Origin of the sequence: Streptomyces sp. URMC 124, from assembly GCF_051386455.1 — a bacterium.
Classification (GTDB): domain Bacteria; phylum Actinomycetota; class Actinomycetes; order Streptomycetales; family Streptomycetaceae; genus Streptomyces.
The window spans coordinates 26,007-43,038 of sequence record NZ_JBPQTS010000027.1 but is presented as its reverse complement, the minus strand read 5'-3'; the positions used below and the strand labels follow the sequence as shown (position 1 = coordinate 43,038).

The following is a 17,032-nucleotide window of genomic DNA, read 5'->3' as shown; positions in this document are numbered from 1 at the left end:
CCCCTCTACCCCTCCACCCTTCCGCTCTTCCAACCTTCCACACCTTCGCAGACTTCCGGCCTGCTGCGCGCGTCAATTCCTGCCGCAGGCCGGAATCCGCCTGCCCGAAAACAAAGAAATTCACCTCTCCCTGTGACATCCGACACCGTTGACTGATCCCGGCAAATCGATCAAGGATTGGCGAATACACGGAGATTGGTACGGGAGGATTCCTTGGGCACCCACCAAGATGTGCGCCGGCAGCGGAACGTGATTCTGGTCGACAGCTACGAGACCGCCGAGCACGGAGTTCCGCAGACGGCCCGTCATATCGCCCCGGCCTTCATCCGTGCCGGATATTCGTGCGTGCGCGTCCAGAGTTCCCCGCAGCCGCCCGGCGTCTACGCCTCCTCGCGGCCGGCGCTGGAGAACTACGTCGCCAACCTCGTGCACGACGGCGACCTCGCCCGCACGGTCGCGGAACTGCGGGCCTACGACCCGGTGGCCGTGGTGCCCGGCGGCGAGTACGGCGTGGCGTTCGCCGACGTGCTCAGCGAGGCCCTCGGGCTGCCCACCAACGGGACCGCCCTCAGCCGGGCCCGCCGGGACAAGGCCGAGATGGCGGAGACCGTACGGCGGGCAGGTCTGCGCACGGCGGAGCAGCTGCGGGCGGAGAGCGAGCAGGAGCTCGTGGACTGGCACCGCAAGCTCGGCGGCCGGATCGTCGTCAAGCCGCTCTCCAGCGCGGGCGGCGACGGGGTCGCGTTCTGCGACACCGCCGAGCAGTCCGCGGCGGCGTTCCGCCGCATCGTCGGCGCGGACGACATCTTCTCGCGCCCCAACACCGCCGTGCTGGCCCAGGAGTACCTGGTCGGCACCGAGTACATCGTCAACACGGCCAGTCTCGACGGCGCCCACCACGCCGCCGAGATCTGGCGCAGCTCGCGCTTCAGCGTCAACGGCATCCGTGACCTGTCGGGCGCGTGCTACATCGTCCCGCGCCGCGGCGAGGTGCAGGACCAGCTGGTCGAGTACGCCTTCGGGGTGCTCGACGCGCTGGGCATCCGGCACGGCCCGGCCCACGTGGAACTCAAGATGACGCCGGACGGCCCCTGCCTCATCGAGGCCGGCGCTCGGCTGTCCGGCGGCGACCTGCCGCACTACGCGCGGCTGGCGGCGGGCGAGTCCCAGCTCGACTGGGCCGTCGACGCCTACGTACGGCCCAAGCGCTTCCTGGCGCGCCGGGGAGAGCCGTACGAGATAGACCGGTACTTCGCCTGGGTGGCCCTGATCTCACCGGCCTCCGGGCGGCTCAAGAGCTACCGGAACATCGAGGAAATCCGTTCACTGGAGAGCTTCCGCGAAATGTGGGAGCTGGTCCGGCCGGGGGAGGAGATCGTGCCGACCGTGGACGACACCACATACCCCGTCATCATCAACCTGATGCACGAGGTGGAAGAAGTTGTGCAGCGCGACATGGGAACGATTCGATATCTGGACGGGGCGGGATTCTATGAACTCGAGGGATGATTATTCGGCCGGTTGTCCGGCCAGTTATTCAGCCGGTTATTCGAGCTCTTCGGTATTCGGCTGCGAGGTGAGCGCCTCGTGACTGCGCAGACCTTGCACACCTTGGACAGCAAGGACGCCATGGACGCCCTGGACACCCCGGACGTCCTCGAAGCCGCCGATCTCATTGCCCAGGCGCCCTTCAGCGCCGAGATCAGCCCTGCCACCCGCTACGCCTCCGTGGCCACGCTCGCCGACGACCCGGCGGGCCTCACCTGCAGCGTCACCGTGGGCACGCGCTGGGCGGCGACCGGCAAGGCGAGCCGGCTGTTCGGCTACCCCTCCTTCGAGGCGGCCGCCGATTCGGTGAAGGACGGCCGGCACGACGCCCTGCTCGTGGCCGGCGCCTACCCGGAGATCCGTACGTTCTTCTTCGACCCCGAACTGCGGGCCGTCGAGGCGTTCGTGGGTCCCCTGCCGGACATGGTCTTCGCCGCCCCGCCCGAGGACGCGAGCCTGGACCGGTTCGACGTCGTCCACTACCACCCGGCGACCAGGAGGCTCTTCGAGTCGCGCGTGAGCGGCCGGGCCGCGGAGTCCTTCCACGCCACCTCGAACAGCGCCGCCTGCAAGGCTGCCCTGGCCCACGGCGGACGTGCCGCCGCCATCACCAACGCCACGTGCGCCGAGCACTTCGGGCTGGAGGTCATCGAGGTGCTCTCAGCGGGCACCCCCATGAGCTTCGTCGTCTTCGAGCGGAGAAAATGACCGGATGGGCGGGACGGGCGAGACAAGCGGGATGAGCGGGATACGCGGGATGAGCGGGATACGCGGGATGAGCGGGCCGAGCGGGAAGTGAACGGGATGAGTGGAACGCCAGAACTTCTTCGTACGGTGATCGCCGTCGACAAGTCCCTGGAAGCGGGCGCCGTCGCCAACGCGGCCGCCATCGTCATGGGCCAGCTGGCCCGTATCGACTCCAGGATCTACGCGGACGACGTGCGGGACGGCGACGGGGTGCACCACGCCGGCATCCGCTTCAACACCGTCGTCCTCGCGGGTCGCAACGGTCACCTGCTGCAACTGGCCGAGTCCGCCCGTGCGGAGGGGCTCAGCCCGGTGGTGTTCACCACCCGCGGCCAGGCGCTCAGCAACAGCTTCGACGACTACCGGGCCATGGTCGCCGGGGCCTCCTCCGGGGAGCTCGGCATCTGCGCGGTGGGCGTCGTCGGAGAGGACGCCGGCATCCGGGCGCTGACCAAGCGCTTCAGCGTCTACAAGGGCTGACCCGGACGCCCGCGCGGGTGCGCCGGACGGGCCGTCACGGTCCGTCCGGCGCTCAGGCGTGTCATTGGTCCCGTCGGGTGACGATTGTCCCTAGGATTGTGGGATGCATATAGCGAGCACGTTCCCCGGAGGGGTGAGCCGGTGAACAGGTCCGAGGCCACCGACGAGCAGTGGGAGGGTCTGGCCGAGGTCGTCCCGCTCCGTGGTCACCACGCATGGCCGTCATGGCCGAACCACCGGGCCCTGCCCGAGGACGAACAGCAGCCCGACCCGAACCAGCGGCGCATGGTCGTCCTGCGGGTCCAGGTCTTCGCGGACGCCCGCGAGGTCGCCGAGCACCTGATGGCCCGGGTGCCGGTCCTGCTGGACCTCACCAGCGCCGACACGGATGTCGCCAAGCGCATCCTTGACTTCTCCAGCGGCGTCGTCTTCGGCCTGGGCAGCGGCATGCACCGGGTCGACACGAACGTCTTCCTGCTGGCCCCGGAAGGGACGGAGGTGGCGTCGGGATACCCCGATCGTAGGAAAAGTGATCAGCCGAAACGGTTTGGCTGAATATCTGTCACATACGGTCCGGGCATGGACACCCGCTGTGCCCGACCGGACGCCCTTCCCGCCACCTCTCCTGCCGCCCCTCCTGCTGCCACCTCTCCTGCCGCCCGTCCTGCCGCCACCTCGGTTCCTTCCGGCGGTCAGCGTCCCGCGGTGACCGAGTTACGGCTCTCCGCCTTCAAGTCCCATCGCAACGCCGTCTTCGCGCTCGGCCCGCTGACCCTCTTCCGGGGCCCGAGCGGCAGCGGCAAGTCCAGTGCCCTCCAGGCCTACGCGGCCCTCGCGCGGCTCGCCGGAGGCGACACCCTGGAGGAGGCCTTCGCCCCCGTCGACGGCGGCCCCGAGGCCTGCGTCCCGCAGCAGGCCCGCCCCGACGCCCAGGGCCGGCGCGGCTTCCGCATCGGCTGCACCGTCGGAGGCCCTGTGGGCCCCGTCCGCCTCGACGTCGCCGTCCAGGCCGAACCCGAGCTGCGCATCGTGGGCGAACGGATGACGGCCGCCGGCCGCACCCTGCTCTCCACGGCTCTGCGCGATCCCGGCCGCCGCGCCGTGGAGGCCGCCTGGCACACGGCCGGTGCCGTCCCCGTCACCCGCGCCCCCCTGCCGGACGACCGGCTCGGCACCGCCCTGCTGCCGCTGCGCGTCGCGGGCAAGACCGCCGGCCAGCGCCTCGTCCTCGACGCCGCCGAACAGGTCGTCGTGGCGTTGCGTTCCGTCTTCGCCTGCGACCCCCGCCCCGAGGTCATGCGCCTGCCCGTCGCCGCCGGCGACGGGATGCTGCGCGGCTCCTGCGACAACGTCGCCGCGGTCCTCGGCCGTACGCGCCACGAGTGCGCAACCCGGCATGCGGCGCTCGTGGCGGCGGTGGACGCAGGGTGCCGGGTTCCCGTGCACGAACTGGCGGTGCGGGGCACGGGCGACGGACTCGTACGGGCCCTGCTGGAGCAGCGGTCCGGGACGGCGACGCCCCTGGAAAGGCTGGGGGACGGCGAGTTGCGCTACCTCGCCCTCTGCATCGTGCTGATGACCGGCCCGGGGGTGCTGGACATGGACCCGGCGGCCGAGGTGCTGCAGGCGCGGCAGACCCTCACCGTCCTGGCGGACGGCTTCGACCGCTGCCTGGATCCCCGCCAGGCGCGTGAGCTGCTCTCCCTGGCCGTACGGATGGGGGAGCGGGGGCACGTCCGGCTGGTGGCGGCGGTGCAAGGGGGCGCGGATCCCTCGGATCCCGCAGGGGGTCCGGCTCTGCCGGGAGTCTCGGTGGTAGATCTTGGGGGTGAATCATGAACACCGAGAAGAGGGGCGCGCCGGCGAGGGCGGCGAGCTGCGCGTGCTGCAGCGCCGCCTGGCCGACTTCGCGGCCGCGCGCCGCTGGCTCCCGTACCACACGCCCAAGAACCTCGTTGCGGCCCTGAGCGTCGAGGCGTCCGAACTGGTCGAGATCTTCCAGTGGTTGACGCCGGAGGAATCCGCGCGGGTGATGGACAGCCCCGGAACCGCCGCCCGGGTCGAGGACGAGGTCGCGGACGTCCTGGCGTACCTCCTGCAGTTCTGCGGGGTGCTGGGCATCGACCCCGCGGCGGCCCTCTCCGCGAAGATCGAGCGCAATGAGCGGCGGTTCCCGGTGCCGGAAACGCCCGAAGAGCCGGACCAAGGCGCTCCGGATACGCCCGGCCGTCACTCTCCGGAGTGATTGAGTTATCCACACCCCATCTGGTATCCACAGATTTCTGAATTCCCCTGGCGTTTCCGGCGGTTAGTCATCACTCTGGGTAGTGAGCAGGTGCGGGCACGGCGCAGTCGGTAGCGCAGTTGAAGGCGCAGTCGGGAAGATGGGGGATTCAGGCCATGGATGCAGTGCGGCTCATCGGAGCCACCCGGACGGCCCTGGCGCAGGCCAGGGCCGTTCACGACATCGTCACCGAGGCGTGGCAGACCCAGGCGCTGGCGGGAGCGGTCGGCGGTCACCTCGCGGTGCACGGGCCCTTCGAGGCCCGCGCCGCCGCGGGAAGTCTGAGCGAGGCCGGCTCGCGTGCGTCCGGCGCGCTGCGTCACACGCTGCGCGCCGGAGCGATACGGGCGGGGCAGCTCACCGAAGTACGCGACCCCTGGGGTGCGTTGGCGGGGCTCTGCGGGCTCCTCGGTGAAGTGGGCATCGCCCTGGTGGGCGTCGCCTGCTCTTCCGGTGAGGACGCCATGTACTGGCAGTGCATAGAAGCCATCGACGCCGCCGACGAGACGAGCGACAGAGTCCGCTGGTTACAAAGACGGCTCGCGTCGCGCGAGCGGGAGGGTGGTGCCGCGTGAGGCGCGGGCGGTCAGCGGGCATCCCCTCCGTCGACGGACGCCGGGCGTTCGTCGCGCGGCTGCAGATCGGCGTCGAGCTGCGACAGGTCGGCGCTGAGCGCGGCCATCAGCTCCTCCATCTGCTGCAGCAGGCCCTTGGGCTGGCCCTGCTCGCCGGGCTTCCGGGCGGCTGGCTGGGCGGGCACCGTTTCGTCGGGCACGGCTTCCTGGGTCATCGCGGCCTCCTCGGCCCCGGCCCTCCCGGTGCGGGAGAGCGGTGTTGCGGTCGTCGCCTCCGGCAGAGCACACCGGTGCGCGGGCCGGGCGGTCCGGCTCCGCCCGAGCCAACGACCACCGGCCGCGGCGGACACTGGCCGGGGCTCACCCGTCCGGCGGGGGCGGCGGAATTTCACCCGACCGGGGAGGGTGGACCGGGGCAGGGCACGGTCGGTTGACGCGCGTACGGCAGTGCAGGATGGGAGGCATGGATCTGCGAATCTTCACCGAGCCCCAGCAAGGGGCGAGCTATGACACCCTGCTGACGGTCGCCAAGGCCACCGAGGACCTCGGCTTCGACGCCTTCTTCCGCTCCGACCACTATCTGGCCATGGGCTCCGCCGACGGCCTGCCCGGACCGACGGATGCCTGGATCACCCTGGCGGGGCTCGCCCGTGAGACGCGCCGCATCCGGCTGGGCACCCTGATGACCGCGGGCACCTTCCGGCTGCCCGGCGTGCTGGCCATTCAGGTGGCCCAGGTGGACCAGATGTCGGGCGGGCGGGTCGAGCTCGGTCTGGGCGCCGGCTGGTTCGAGGAGGAGCACAAGGCGTACGGCATCCCCTTCCCCAAGGAGAAGTTCGGGCGGCTGGAGGAGCAGCTGGCGATCGTGACGGGCCTGTGGGAGACGGAGGTCGGCCGGACCTTCGACTTCGACGGCGCGTACTACCAGCTCACCGACTGCCCCGCCCTGCCCAAGCCCGCACAGCAGAAGGTGCCCGTGCTCATCGGCGGCCACGGTGCGAAGCGCACGCCGCGGCTCGCCGCCAAGTACGCCGACGAGTTCAACATCCCCTTCGCCTCGGTCGAGGACAGCGAGCGGCAGTTCGGCCGGGTGCGGGCGGCGGCGGAGGAGATCGGCCGCAAGGGCGATGAGCTCGTGTACTCCAACGTGCTGGTCGCCTGCATCGGCAAAGACGACGCGGAGGTCGCGCGCCGCGCTGCGGTCATCGGGCGGGATGTGGCCGAGCTCAAGGAGAACGGTCTGGCGGGCTCGCCCGCCGAGGTCGTCGACAAGATCGGCCGCTATGCGGCGATCGGTTCCTCCCGGGTCTACTTCCAGATCCTGGACCTGGACGACCTCGATCACCTGGAGCTGATTTCCTCGGAGGTCCAGTCCCAGCTGAGCTGACGCCGGCCGGAGCTGCCCCCTGCCGGGCCGGCGCCCCTGGGGGCGGTCGGCTCCCGGCCTGACGCCCGCCCGGCATCGCCGCATCACCGAGGAGTACCTGTGACGCCCGCCCCCACCCCCGCCGTCTCCCTGGCCGACGCGCTGGCGCGCGGTCCGCTCGTCCTCGACGGCGGGCTGTCCAACCAGCTGGCGGCGCAGGGCTGTGACCTGTCGGACGCGCTGTGGTCGGCCCGGCTGCTCGCCGACGACCCGGGGCAGATCGAGCAGGCTCACGCCGCCTATGCGCGGGCGGGCGCGCAGGTGCTCATCACCTCCAGCTATCAGGCCACCTTCGAGGGCTTCGCGCGCCGCGGCCTGGGCCGTGCCGAGGCCGCGGCACTGCTGCGGCGCAGCGTGGAGCTGGCGCGCGGCGCGGCGGAGCGCGCGGCCCCCGGGAAGGAGGTCCGGGTCGCCGCGTCCGTCGGCCCCTACGGTGCCTTCCTTGCCGACGGCAGCGAGTACCGCGGCCGTTACGGCCTGAGCACCGCCGCGCTGGAGCGTTTCCACCGGCCGCGGATCGAGGCCCTGGTGGAGGCCGCGCCCGACGTCCTCGCCCTGGAGACCGTGCCCGACGTGGCCGAGGCGGAGGCGCTGCTGCGCGCCGTGGAGGGCTGCGGAGTGCCCGTGTGGCTGTCCTACAGCGTGGAGGGCGAGCGCACCCGGGCCGGGCAGCCGCTGCGCGAGGCGTTCGCGGCGGCCGCCGGGAACGACCAGGTCGTCGCCGTCGGGGTCAACTGCTGCACGCCCGCCGATGCCGACCGCGCGGTGCCGCTCGCGGCGGAGGCCGCAGGGAAGCCCGTCGTGGTCTATCCCAACAGCGGCGAGCAGTGGGACGCCGCGGCCCGGTCCTGGACGGGGCGGCCGGCCTTCGCCCCCGATCGCGTCACCGAGTGGTACGCGGCCGGGGCCCGCCTCATCGGGGGCTGCTGCCGCGTGGGCCCGGACGGAATCGCCGCCTTGGCCTCCGTCCTCGAAGAGGGCCGGAGCCAGGGCGCCGCGTGACGCCCGGGTAGCCCCGATTCCGCGGCCGGGGCCGTTCCCCGTCATCTCCCGTCAACGCTGCTCCACGCAAGGCCAGTTGGCGCAACCTCGCGTCCAGGCCACGGGTTCACCATTAGCGTGGAAGCGGACGTGAACGGTGCGTCGTAGGGGATCCAGGACCGGGGGTGGGAAATGTCCCAGGAATCCACTGAGGCGACGGTCAGAGTGCGGCCGCCGGATCTGGCGCGGGGTGCGGTGATCGCCCAGTCCCTGGACAACCAGTGGGTGACGGCGGAGCTGACCAGGGAGATGGTCGCCGGGGGAAGGTCGCTCCGGGAGGTCGGGGGCGGGCGGGAGAAGGAGGTGCGGGCCGAGTACTTCCGCAGCCTGATCAACACCCGCCAAGTGGTGGCCAACCGCGTGTTCTTCTACAACAATCCCGCGGTCAGCCGCGACCTCGTGGAGGGCGGCGCGGCCCGCCGCGCCCACCAGAAGCTGCTGGCGCAGGCGGCCCTGGTGCCGTACCTGCTGAACGAGCGCGATCCCGCCGAGCGCCCGAGCACCGGCCTGGACTTCGACGAGCGGGCCTTCACCGCCTGGCAGGAGACGCTCGAAGCGATGCCGGCCGGCGAGCGCGTCAAGTGCGTCCGGTTCTCCTGGGAGGACCAGGAGAACCGGGACGCCACCAGGAGCGCCCTCTTCAACGCCTTCGCCGCGCGGGTGCAGGGCCTGACCGCGAAGGACATCCCCCTGCTCGCCGCGCAGGTCGGCGTGGAGCGGCGGCGGCACGCGGCGTTCGCCGCCCGCATCGGGGAGGTGGTCCAGCTCAGCAACGAGCGCAGCATCCGCGGCGAGCTCGTCACGCGCAACGTCCTCTACCAGGAGTTCGTGTGCGTGCCGGGCGTGCCCGTCTCCGAGGGCAGGTACGACAGGGACAAGCCGTTCGCGGGGGAGATCAAGCAGCTCCTCGACCTCATCTACAACGTCAACCTCGCCGACGCCCTGGGCATGTACCCGCTCACCCCGGCCGGCAGCCTGCGCAGGGTGGCCCTCCAGGAATGGCGCGACATCCGTACGACACCCGCCGGGACGGTCACGGACCCCGAGCAGCTCCTGCTGTTCCTGCAGCGGCAGGCGTTCTCCACGGTCCAGGACCGGCTCGCCCTCACCCCCGCCGCGGTCGACGCGCTCGCCCTGGAGGACATCTGGAGCCTGCGCCAGAGCGATCCGTGGAACGCCTACATATCCGCCTTCGACGAGCTGACCGCCGACCCGGCGTCCTTCCACGAGCGTGTCGGCCCCGTCTTCGACCGCTACGTCAGGCTCAACTCCGAGATCGTCCGCCTCGCCGAGGCCCGCGGCGACCACCGGGTCCGCGCCAACAAGTGGCTGCCCGTCATCGAGGTCGTCGTCACCGTCGGCGGCGCCGTGTTCACCGCCGTCACCGGCGACGAGGCCTGGAGCGTGGCGGGCAGCCTCGGCGGGGTCTCGGCCAAGTACGGCGGGTCCGTGCAATTGGTCCTCCGCAACAGGAGGGAGGGCCGGCGCGAGCAGAAGTTCGCCCGGGAGATGGCCGCGGTCCGGTTCGACGGCACGCGGGAGTGGGAAAGGTTCCACGACATGGTGCGCAAGCTGCCCGGGTACCGGGAGGAGGGCGGCTCCCCGGCCGCCACCGGCTCCGCCACCGTCCAGGACGAACTCCCGGAGTACTGAGCCAGTGCGAGAAGAGAACCCGGCAACCCCCTACGACCGGCTGCGCGCCGACCGTCCCGAGCTGTTCGGCAACTCCCCGGGCGGCATCGACATCCTCTTCGACCCTGCCGAGATCGAAGAGGCCAGGCGCACGGCGGACGCCGGGGCGGAGGGCACGGCGGCCACGGTCGGCGTCGTCTACGCCGACCGGTTCGTCACCCTCGTACGGGACGCGGTCCGCTTCCCCGGCGGCGCCCCGGGGCTCTACGTCCGCATGCTCTCCACGGTCGCGAGCCCCGGCGCCGTCGTCCTGCCCCTCACTCCTGCGGGAGACGTCGTCCTCGTCGAGCACTACCGGCACGCCACCCGCTCCTGGCACTGGGAGGTCCCCCGCGGCATGGGCGCGCCGGATGCAACCGGGGCCGAAAACGCCGTGCGGGAACTGGCGGAGGAAATCGGCGCGGATGTCGCCGAATTGATTTCCCTGGGCCGCATGCACCCCGACAGCGGTCTCCTCGGCGACCACGTCGAGCTGTTCGCCGCCCGTATCGACGGCTTCGGTTCGCCGGAGACTTCCGAAGGCATCCGCAGGATCGTCACCCGCCCCTGGCCGGAGGTGGCCGAGATGGTCGAGACAGGGGCGATCACCTGCGGATTCACCATCGCCGTCCTCACCCGCGCCCTGCTGAAGGGGCTCGTGGGAAGCCCGTCGGTCCGTCCGGCGGGGCACCGGACGGGAAAGCCGGCAAATCCTGGGAATACGGCGGACGAAAAGCGTTAGCCGCGGGTGCGCGCCCCCGGGGATACTCGGCAGCGTGTTCCTGACGATATCCACCACCGGCACGACCGGGTCCCCTGCGACCGACCTCGGATTCCTGCTGCACAAGCATCCTGACAAGGCGCAGCGTTTCTCGACCTCCCACGGCACCGCGCACGTCCTCTACCCCGAGGCGACGGCCGAGCGCTGCACCGCCGCGCTGCTCCTGGAGATCGATCCGGTGGCACTGGTGAGGCGCTCCAAGGGCAAGGGCCGCGGCGGTGCGCCCGACTCCGCCCTCGCGCAGTACGTCAACGACCGCCCGTACGCGGCGTCCTCGCTGCTCGCCGTCGCCGTCGGCAGCGTCTTCTCCACCGCTCTCAAGGGCCAGTGCGCCGCCCGGCCCGAGCTGCCCGGGGCGGCGCGCCCGCTGCGCATCGAGGTGCCCGTGCTGCCCGCCCGCGGCGGCGCGGCCCTCGTGGAGCGGCTGTTCGCACCGCTGGGCTGGACGGTGTCCGCCGAGCCGGTCGCGCTGGACGAGCAGTTCCCGCAGTGGGGCGACTCGCGCTACGTACGCCTGGTGCTGGAGGGCGAGCAGCGGCTGGCCGACGCCCTGCGCCACCTCTACGTCCTCCTGCCGGTGCTGGACGACTCCAAGCACTACTGGGTGGCGCCCGACGAGGTGGAGAAGCTGCTGCGCTCCGGCGAGGGATGGCTGGAAGGCCACCCCGAGCAGCGCCTGATCGCCGGCCGCTACCTCGGCCGCCGCTGGTCGCTGACGCGCGACGCCCTGGAGCGCTTGGCCCTGGCCCGCCTCGCCGAGGCCGACGACAGCGAGGCGGAGGAGCTCGACAACGCCGTCGACGAGGAGACGGACACCGCCGAGCGGCCCGTTCCGCTGGCCGTGCAGCGCCGTGAGGCGATCCTGGGCGCCCTGCGCGCCTCGGGGGCCGCGCGCGTGCTCGACCTCGGCTGCGGGCAGGGGCAGCTCGTCGGCGAGCTGCTGAAGGACCCGCGGTTCACCGAGGTCGCCGGCATGGACGTCTCGGCGCGCGCCCTCGCGATCGCCGCGCGGCGGCTGCGGCTGGACCGCATGACCGAGCGCCAGGCGGGGCGGGTCGCGCTGTTCCAGGGCTCGCTCGCCTACACCGACCGCAGGCTGGCCGGGTACGACGCGGCGGTGCTCAGCGAGGTGATCGAGCACGTGGACCCGGCCCGGCTGCCCGCCCTGGAGCACGCGGTCTTCGGCGCGGCCTGCCCCGCCACGGTCGTCGTGACCACCCCGAACGTCGAGTACAACGTGCGCTGGGAGACCCTCCCCGCCGGGCACGTGCGCCACGCCGACCACCGCTTCGAGTGGACTCGCGAGGAGTTCCGCGCCTGGGCGGCGGGCGTCGCGGAGCGGTACGGCTACGAGGTGGCGTACGCACCCGTGGGGCCGGACGACCCGGAGGTCGGACCGCCCACCCAGATGGGCGTCTTCTCCCGTACGGAGAAGCCCACGGAGAAGCCCACGGAGAAGCCCACGGAGAAATCCACGGAGAAATCCACCGGGAAAGACGCAGAGAAAGAACCGAAGCAGGAGAAGGCCGCATGACCACAGCAACCGCCACCGCGGCCGCCGGGCGCACCCTCCCCGTCACCGACCTCTCCCTCGTGGTGCTGGTCGGCCCGACGGGCTCGGGCAAGTCCACCTTCGCCCGGAAGCACTTCAAGCCCACCGAGGTGCTCTCCTCGGACTTCTGCCGCGGCCTGGTCGCCGACGACGAGAACGACCAGAGCGCCAGCGGCGACGCCTTCGACGTGCTGCACTACATCGCGGGCAAGCGCCTCGCCGCGGGCCGCCTCACCGTGATCGACGCGACCAACGTCCAGGCCGAGGCGCGCCGGCAGCTGGTGCGGGTCGCCCGGGAGCACGACGTGCTGCCCATCGCGATCGTCCTCGACCTGCCCGAGGACGTGTGCGCCGCCCGCAACGCCGCCCGCCCCGACCGGGCCCACCTGCCCCGCCACGTCATCCAGCGCCACCGCCGCGAGCTGCGCCGCTCGCTGCGCGGCCTGGAGCGCGAGGGCTTCCGCAAGGTGCACGTCCTGCGCAGCGTCGAGGAGGTCGAGGCCGCCCAGGTCGTCCTGGAGCGCCGCTACAACGACCTCCGGCACCTCGCCGGTCCCTTCGACATCATCGGCGACATCCACGGCTGCAGCTCCGAACTGGAGACCCTGCTCTCCCGGCTCGGCTACGCCGACGGCGTCCACCCCGAGGGCCGCACGGCCGTCTTCGTGGGCGACCTCGTCGACCGCGGCCCCGACAGCCCCGGCGTGCTGCGCCGCGTCATGGGCATGGTCGCCTCCGGCAACGCCCTGTGCGTGCCGGGCAACCACGAGAACAAGCTCGGCCGCTGGCTCAAGGGCAAGAAGGTCCAGCAGACGCACGGGCTGGCCGAGACCATCGAGCAGCTGGAGCGCGAGGACGCCCGCGACCCCGCCTTCCGCGCGCAGGTGCAGGAGTTCATCGAGGGGCTCGTCAGCCACTACGTCCTCGACGGCGGCAAGCTCGTGGTCTGCCACGCCGGCCTGCCGGAGAAGTACCACGGCCGCACCTCGGGCCGCGTGCGCTCGCACGCGCTCTACGGGGACACCACGGGCGAGACCGACGAGTTCGGCCTGCCCGTGCGCTACCCGTGGGCCGAGGACTACCGCGGCAGCGCCGCCGTCGTCTACGGCCACACCCCCAACCCGTCGGCCACGTGGCTGAACAACACCATCTGCCTGGACACCGGAGCCGTCTTCGGCGGGAAGATGACCGCGCTGCGCTGGCCGGAGCGCGAGCTGGTGGACGTACCGGCCGAGCAGGTCTGGTACGAGCCGGCGCGGCCGCTGGCGAGCGACGCTCCCGGCGGGGAGGACGGCCGCCCGCTCGACCTGGCCGACGTCACCGGCCGCCGCATCGTCGAGACCCGGCACATGGGCCGGGTCGCGGTGAAGGAGGAGAACGCCGCGGCCGCGCTGGAGGTCATGAGCCGCTTCTCCGTCGACCCGCGGCTGCTGCCCTACCTCCCGCCGACCATGGCGCCGTGCGCGACCTCCCAGGAGGAGGGCTACCTGGAGCACCCGGCCGAGGCGTTCGCCGCCTACCGGGCCGACGGGGTGCGCCAGGTGGTGTGCGAGGAGAAGCACATGGGCTCGCGGGCCGTGGCGCTGGTCTGCCGCGACGCGGACGTGGCGCGGGAGCGCTTCGGCGCGACCGGCGGGGCGAGTGGCGCGCTGTACACCCGCACCGGCCGGCCGTTCTTCGACGACCCCGCGATGACCGAGCGCGTCCTGCGGCGGCTGAGCCGGACGGCCGCTTCGGCCGGACTGTGGGAGGAGCTGGAGACCGACTGGCTGCTGCTGGACGCCGAGCTCATGCCCTGGTCCCTCAAGGCGCAGGGGCTGCTGCGCCACCAGTACGCGGCCGTCGGCGCCGCGTCCGGCGCGGTCTTCCCGCCGGCGCTCGCCGCGCTGGAGTCGGCGGCGGGGCGCGGCGTGGACGTGTCGGAGCTGCTGGACCGCCAGCGCGGGCGCGCCGCGGACGCCGCCGCGTTCACGCAGGCGTACCGCCGCTACTGCTGGACCACCGGCGACAGCGCGCAGGGCTGGCCGGGGGAGCAGGCCGAGACGCAGTCCCTGCGCCGGGTCGGGGCGAAGGGCACGGACGGCCTCGACGGCATCCGGATGGCGCCCTTCCAGATCCTGGCGGTGCAGGGCCGCAGCCTGGCCGGGCTCCCGCACGACCAGCAGCTCGCCCTGATCGACCGCATGATCGAGGCCGAGATGTACGACGCCGAGGCGAACAACGGCCTCTGCGCGTACACCCCGGTGTACGTCAACCGCCTGCTCGCCCCGACCCGCCGGCTCGTGGTCGACACCGAGGACGAGGAGTCCGTCGCGGCCGGCGTGCAGTGGTGGCTGGACCTGACCGGCGCCGGCGGCGAGGGCATGGTCGTCAAGCCCCTGCAGGGGCTCGTACGGACCGCGAACGGGCGCCTCGTCCAGCCGGGCGTCAAGTGCCGGGGCCGGGAGTACCTGCGGATCATCTACGGTCCCGAGTACACCCGCCCGGACAACCTGACCCGGCTGCGCGCACGCCACCTCGGCCACAAGCGCTCGCTCGCCCTGCGCGAGTACGCGCTCGGCCTGGAGGCGCTGGACCGGCTGGCGGCGGGCGAGCCGCTGTGGCGGGTGCACGAGGCCGTCTTCGGGGTCCTCGCCCTGGAGTCGGAGCCGGTCGACCCGCGGCTGTAGGCGCGGCGCGGTGGGCCCCCGTACGGGCGGCCCCCGCTCGCCGCCCCGCGGGGTCGGCGGCATGCTGGCCGCATGAGTACCCCGCACCCGGGCGGCCCCGCGCACGGCCAGTGGGCGCCGCCCGCCCGTGCCCGCAAGGGGCGCCGCAAGTGGCCGTGGGTGCTGCTCGCCGCCGTGGTCCTGCTGGCCGGCGGGTGCGCGGCGCTCGTCATCGGGCTCGCGGAGGAGACCGACAAGACGGTGCGGGTGCGCTACGAGGTCACCGGCGACGCGAAGGGCGTGTCCGTCGCGTACACCACCTGGCGGGGCGGTGGCCTCGTGACGCAGAAGGAGAGCCCCCCGGGCCTGCCCTGGCGCAAGGAGCTGGAGACGAACGACTTCGTGAAGGGCGGCCTGCTGGCCGTCACGACCGGAAAGTCCGGCGGTACGGTCTCCTGCTCGGTGACGGTGGACGACCGCCGGCCGTGGACCGCCACGGCGTCCGGCCGGGAGGCCACGGCGACCTGCAGCGGCTTCTGAAGCCGTTTCTGAGGCGGTTCCGCAGCGGTTTCCGAAGAGGCTTACGATCAGGCGCCCGGGACGGGTGTCACGGCAGCATCGCGGTGCCGTCCAGCTCCACCAGTGCCTCCTCGTCCCACAGGCGCACCGCACCGACGACGGCCATCGCCGGGTAGTCCCGCCCGGCCAGCCGCCGCCAGATGCCGCCCAGTTCCCGGGCGTGCGCCCGGTAGGCGGCGACGTCGGTGGTGTAGACGGTGACGCGCGCCAGGTGCTGCGGCCCGCCGCCCGCCGCGCGGAGGGCGGCGAGCAGATTGCCCAGGGCCCGCTCGAACTGCTCCGGCAGCCCGCCCGGCACGATGCGGCCCGCGCCGTCCAGGGCGGTCTGCCCGGCGAGGAAGACGAGCCGGCCCCCGGTGACGGTGACGGCGTGGGAGAAGCCCGCCGGCGGCGAGAGCTCCGGGGGGTTGAGGCGCCGGAGCTCTCCGGGGTCGTGCGACGGCACGCTGCCTTCCCCTCCGGCGGCCTTCCCGTCCGGTGCGTCCGCCCCGCTCACCGGTACAGCTCCTTCGCGATGATCGTGCGCTGGACCTCGCTCGCGCCCTCGTAGATCCGTGGCGCGCGCACCTCCCGGTACAGGTGCTCCAGCAGGTGCCCCCGGCGCAGCGCGCGGGCGCCGTGGAGCTGGACGGCCGCGTCCACGACGTACTGCGCGGTCTCGGTGGCCAGGAGCTTGGCCATCGCCGAGCGGGCCGCGATGCCCGGCTCGCCCGCGTCGTAGGCCGCGGCCGCCGCGTACACCAGCAGGGCCGCGGCCTCCGTACGGGTGGCCATCTCGGCGAGCTGGTGGGAGACGGCCTGCAGGTCCTTCAGGGGGCCGCCGAACGCGCGCCGCTCCCCGGCGTGCGCGACGGCCGCCGCGAGCGCCGCCCGTGCCATGCCGACGGCGAAGGCCCCCACGCTCGGCCGGAACAGGTCGAGCGTGCGCATGGCGACGCGGAACCCGCCGCCCGGCACCCCGAGCACGTCCCCGGCGCCGACCGGCACGCCGTCGAAGGTCAGCGTGCCGATGGGGTGCGGGCTGAGCATGTCCAGGCCGCGCCCGGACAACCCCGCGCTGTCGCCCGGTACGAGGAACGCCGTCACGCCCCGCGAGCCGGGCGCCTGCCCCGTCCGCGCGAAGACGGTGTAGACGTCGGCCTCGGGCGCGTTGGAGATCCACGTCTTCTCGCCCGAGAGGCGCCAGCCGTCCCCGGCGCCGGACGGGTCGGGCTCGGCGCACAGCTCCAGCGCCGCCGCGTCGGACCCGGCCGCGGGCTCGCTCAGCGCGAACGCGGCCACGGCCCGGCCCGCGATCACCTCCGGCATCCAGCGGGCGCGCTGCCGCGCGGTCCCGGACTGCACGACCGGGTACGCGCCGAGCCCCTGCAGGGCCAGCGCGGTCTCGGCCTCCGTGCACTCGCGGGCGAGGGACTCCCGCAGCAGGCACAGGTCCATGGCGCGTACGGCGCCCGCGGCGGGTCCCTCAGGGGGTCCCGCGGCGGATCCTCCGTCCGGGAAGAGCCGGGCCAGCAGGCCGAGTTCGCCGAGGGCGGCGACGAGGGGCCGGTTGACGCGGCCCGGCTCGCCGCCGGCCGCGAGCGGGCGCAGCCGCTCCGCCGCGAGGGTGCGCAGCTCCTCGCACCAGGAGCGCTGCCGTGGGTCGAGGGCGAACGGGGTGGCCATGGGCGGCCCCTTCTGTCTCCGAGTTCCGTCTCCGA

Annotated in this window: 17 protein-coding genes; 14 read left to right on the top strand and 3 right to left on the bottom strand. The window is 72.8% G+C overall.

What is annotated here, in order from left to right; all coding sequences use genetic code 11:
- Positions 1–213: 213 nt before the first annotated feature.
- The 7 genes from ACSNOG_RS08370 to ACSNOG_RS08340 all read left to right on the top strand — a co-directional run bounded on the left by ACSNOG_RS08370 (position 214) and on the right by ACSNOG_RS08340 (position 5,634).
- On the top strand, positions 214–1,509 hold the full coding sequence (locus ACSNOG_RS08370) for an ATP-grasp domain-containing protein (protein WP_436751916.1): 1,296 nt from the start codon (positions 214–216) through the stop codon (positions 1,507–1,509).
- A 78-nt stretch (positions 1,510–1,587) separates the two neighbouring features.
- On the top strand, positions 1,588–2,256 hold the full coding sequence (locus ACSNOG_RS08365) for a hypothetical protein (protein ID WP_436751915.1): 669 nt from the start codon (positions 1,588–1,590) through the stop codon (positions 2,254–2,256).
- A 96-nt stretch (positions 2,257–2,352) separates the two neighbouring features.
- The gene (locus ACSNOG_RS08360) at positions 2,353–2,775 is read left to right on the top strand and encodes a DUF2000 family protein (protein ID WP_436751914.1); all 423 of its coding nucleotides are present in this window, start codon (positions 2,353–2,355) and stop codon (positions 2,773–2,775) included.
- 141 nt (positions 2,776–2,916) lie between these two features.
- Positions 2,917–3,330, top strand: a complete 414-nt coding sequence (locus tag ACSNOG_RS08355) for a cell division protein SepF (RefSeq protein ID WP_382041354.1) — start codon at positions 2,917–2,919, stop codon at positions 3,328–3,330.
- Between the two features lie 24 nt (positions 3,331–3,354).
- A complete protein-coding gene (locus ACSNOG_RS08350) occupies positions 3,355–4,614 on the top strand; it encodes an AAA family ATPase (protein ID WP_436751913.1) in 1,260 nt (419 codons plus the stop codon).
- Positions 4,604–5,020: a nucleotide pyrophosphohydrolase gene (locus ACSNOG_RS08345; protein WP_436751912.1), complete on the top strand. Its 417-nt coding sequence runs from the start codon at positions 4,604–4,606 to the stop codon at positions 5,018–5,020. Before ACSNOG_RS08350 ends, ACSNOG_RS08345 begins: the two co-directional genes overlap by 11 nt.
- A 155-nt stretch (positions 5,021–5,175) precedes the next feature.
- Positions 5,176–5,634 (top strand): DUF6099 family protein, encoded by a 459-nt coding sequence (locus ACSNOG_RS08340; protein ID WP_436751911.1) that lies wholly within the window; start codon positions 5,176–5,178, stop codon positions 5,632–5,634.
- 11 nt (positions 5,635–5,645) lie between these two features.
- Here ACSNOG_RS08340 and ACSNOG_RS08335 read toward each other — a convergent pair whose 3' ends face one another.
- Entirely contained in the window at positions 5,646–5,849 is a 204-nt protein-coding gene (locus ACSNOG_RS08335; protein WP_436751910.1) for a hypothetical protein, read from the bottom strand.
- Between the two features lie 248 nt (positions 5,850–6,097).
- Between ACSNOG_RS08335 and ACSNOG_RS08330 the strand changes: the two genes are divergently transcribed.
- From ACSNOG_RS08330 to ACSNOG_RS08300, 7 genes are all read left to right on the top strand, one after another.
- Positions 6,098–7,021: an LLM class F420-dependent oxidoreductase gene (locus ACSNOG_RS08330; protein WP_436751909.1), complete on the top strand. Its 924-nt coding sequence runs from the start codon at positions 6,098–6,100 to the stop codon at positions 7,019–7,021.
- A 99-nt stretch (positions 7,022–7,120) separates the two neighbouring features.
- Positions 7,121–8,062 (top strand): homocysteine S-methyltransferase, encoded by a 942-nt coding sequence (gene mmuM / locus ACSNOG_RS08325; protein ID WP_436751908.1) that lies wholly within the window; start codon positions 7,121–7,123, stop codon positions 8,060–8,062.
- Positions 8,063–8,296: 234 nt separating this feature from the next.
- Complete coding sequence (locus tag ACSNOG_RS08320; protein WP_436751907.1) at positions 8,297–9,754, top strand: hypothetical protein; 1,458 nt, start codon at positions 8,297–8,299, stop codon at positions 9,752–9,754.
- A gap of 4 nt (positions 9,755–9,758) precedes the next feature.
- Positions 9,759–10,514 (top strand): NUDIX hydrolase, encoded by a 756-nt coding sequence (locus tag ACSNOG_RS08315; RefSeq protein ID WP_436751906.1) that lies wholly within the window; start codon positions 9,759–9,761, stop codon positions 10,512–10,514.
- A 34-nt stretch (positions 10,515–10,548) separates the two neighbouring features.
- On the top strand, positions 10,549–12,087 hold the full coding sequence (locus tag ACSNOG_RS08310) for a 3' terminal RNA ribose 2'-O-methyltransferase Hen1 (RefSeq protein WP_436751905.1): 1,539 nt from the start codon (positions 10,549–10,551) through the stop codon (positions 12,085–12,087).
- Positions 12,084–14,774, top strand: a complete 2,691-nt coding sequence (locus ACSNOG_RS08305) for a polynucleotide kinase-phosphatase (RefSeq protein ID WP_436751904.1) — start codon at positions 12,084–12,086, stop codon at positions 14,772–14,774. Before ACSNOG_RS08310 ends, ACSNOG_RS08305 begins: the two co-directional genes overlap by 4 nt.
- 72 nt (positions 14,775–14,846) lie before the next feature.
- The gene (locus ACSNOG_RS08300) at positions 14,847–15,293 is read left to right on the top strand and encodes a hypothetical protein (protein ID WP_436751903.1); all 447 of its coding nucleotides are present in this window, start codon (positions 14,847–14,849) and stop codon (positions 15,291–15,293) included.
- Positions 15,294–15,360: 67 nt separating this feature from the next.
- Here the strand turns inward: ACSNOG_RS08300 and ACSNOG_RS08295 are convergent, their stop codons facing one another.
- Complete coding sequence (locus tag ACSNOG_RS08295) at positions 15,361–15,777, bottom strand: RidA family protein (RefSeq protein WP_436751924.1); 417 nt, start codon at positions 15,775–15,777, stop codon at positions 15,361–15,363.
- A 47-nt stretch (positions 15,778–15,824) separates the two neighbouring features.
- Positions 15,825–16,997, bottom strand: coding sequence for an acyl-CoA dehydrogenase family protein (locus ACSNOG_RS08290; protein ID WP_436751902.1), 1,173 nt, complete (start codon positions 16,995–16,997; stop codon positions 15,825–15,827).
- Positions 16,998–17,032: the final 35 nt, after the last annotated feature.

What these genes read in the sequence shown, in the direction of transcription:
- ACSNOG_RS08360 (WP_436751914.1), top strand. Translation starts at nt 2,353, where the DNA reads ATGAGTGGAACGCCAGAACTTCTTCGTACGGTGATCGCCGTCGACAAG.
- ACSNOG_RS08350 (WP_436751913.1), top strand. Translation starts at nt 3,355, where the DNA reads ATGGACACCCGCTGTGCCCGACCGGACGCCCTTCCCGCCACCTCTCCT.
- ACSNOG_RS08340 (WP_436751911.1), top strand. Translation starts at nt 5,176, where the DNA reads ATGGATGCAGTGCGGCTCATCGGAGCCACCCGGACGGCCCTGGCGCAG.
- ACSNOG_RS08335 (WP_436751910.1), bottom strand. Translation starts at nt 5,849, where the DNA reads ATGACCCAGGAAGCCGTGCCCGACGAAACGGTGCCCGCCCAGCCAGCC.
- ACSNOG_RS08330 (WP_436751909.1), top strand. Translation starts at nt 6,098, where the DNA reads ATGGATCTGCGAATCTTCACCGAGCCCCAGCAAGGGGCGAGCTATGAC.
- ACSNOG_RS08305 (WP_436751904.1), top strand. Translation starts at nt 12,084, where the DNA reads ATGACCACAGCAACCGCCACCGCGGCCGCCGGGCGCACCCTCCCCGTC.
- ACSNOG_RS08300 (WP_436751903.1), top strand. Translation starts at nt 14,847, where the DNA reads ATGAGTACCCCGCACCCGGGCGGCCCCGCGCACGGCCAGTGGGCGCCG.
- ACSNOG_RS08290 (WP_436751902.1), bottom strand. Translation starts at nt 16,997, where the DNA reads ATGGCCACCCCGTTCGCCCTCGACCCACGGCAGCGCTCCTGGTGCGAG.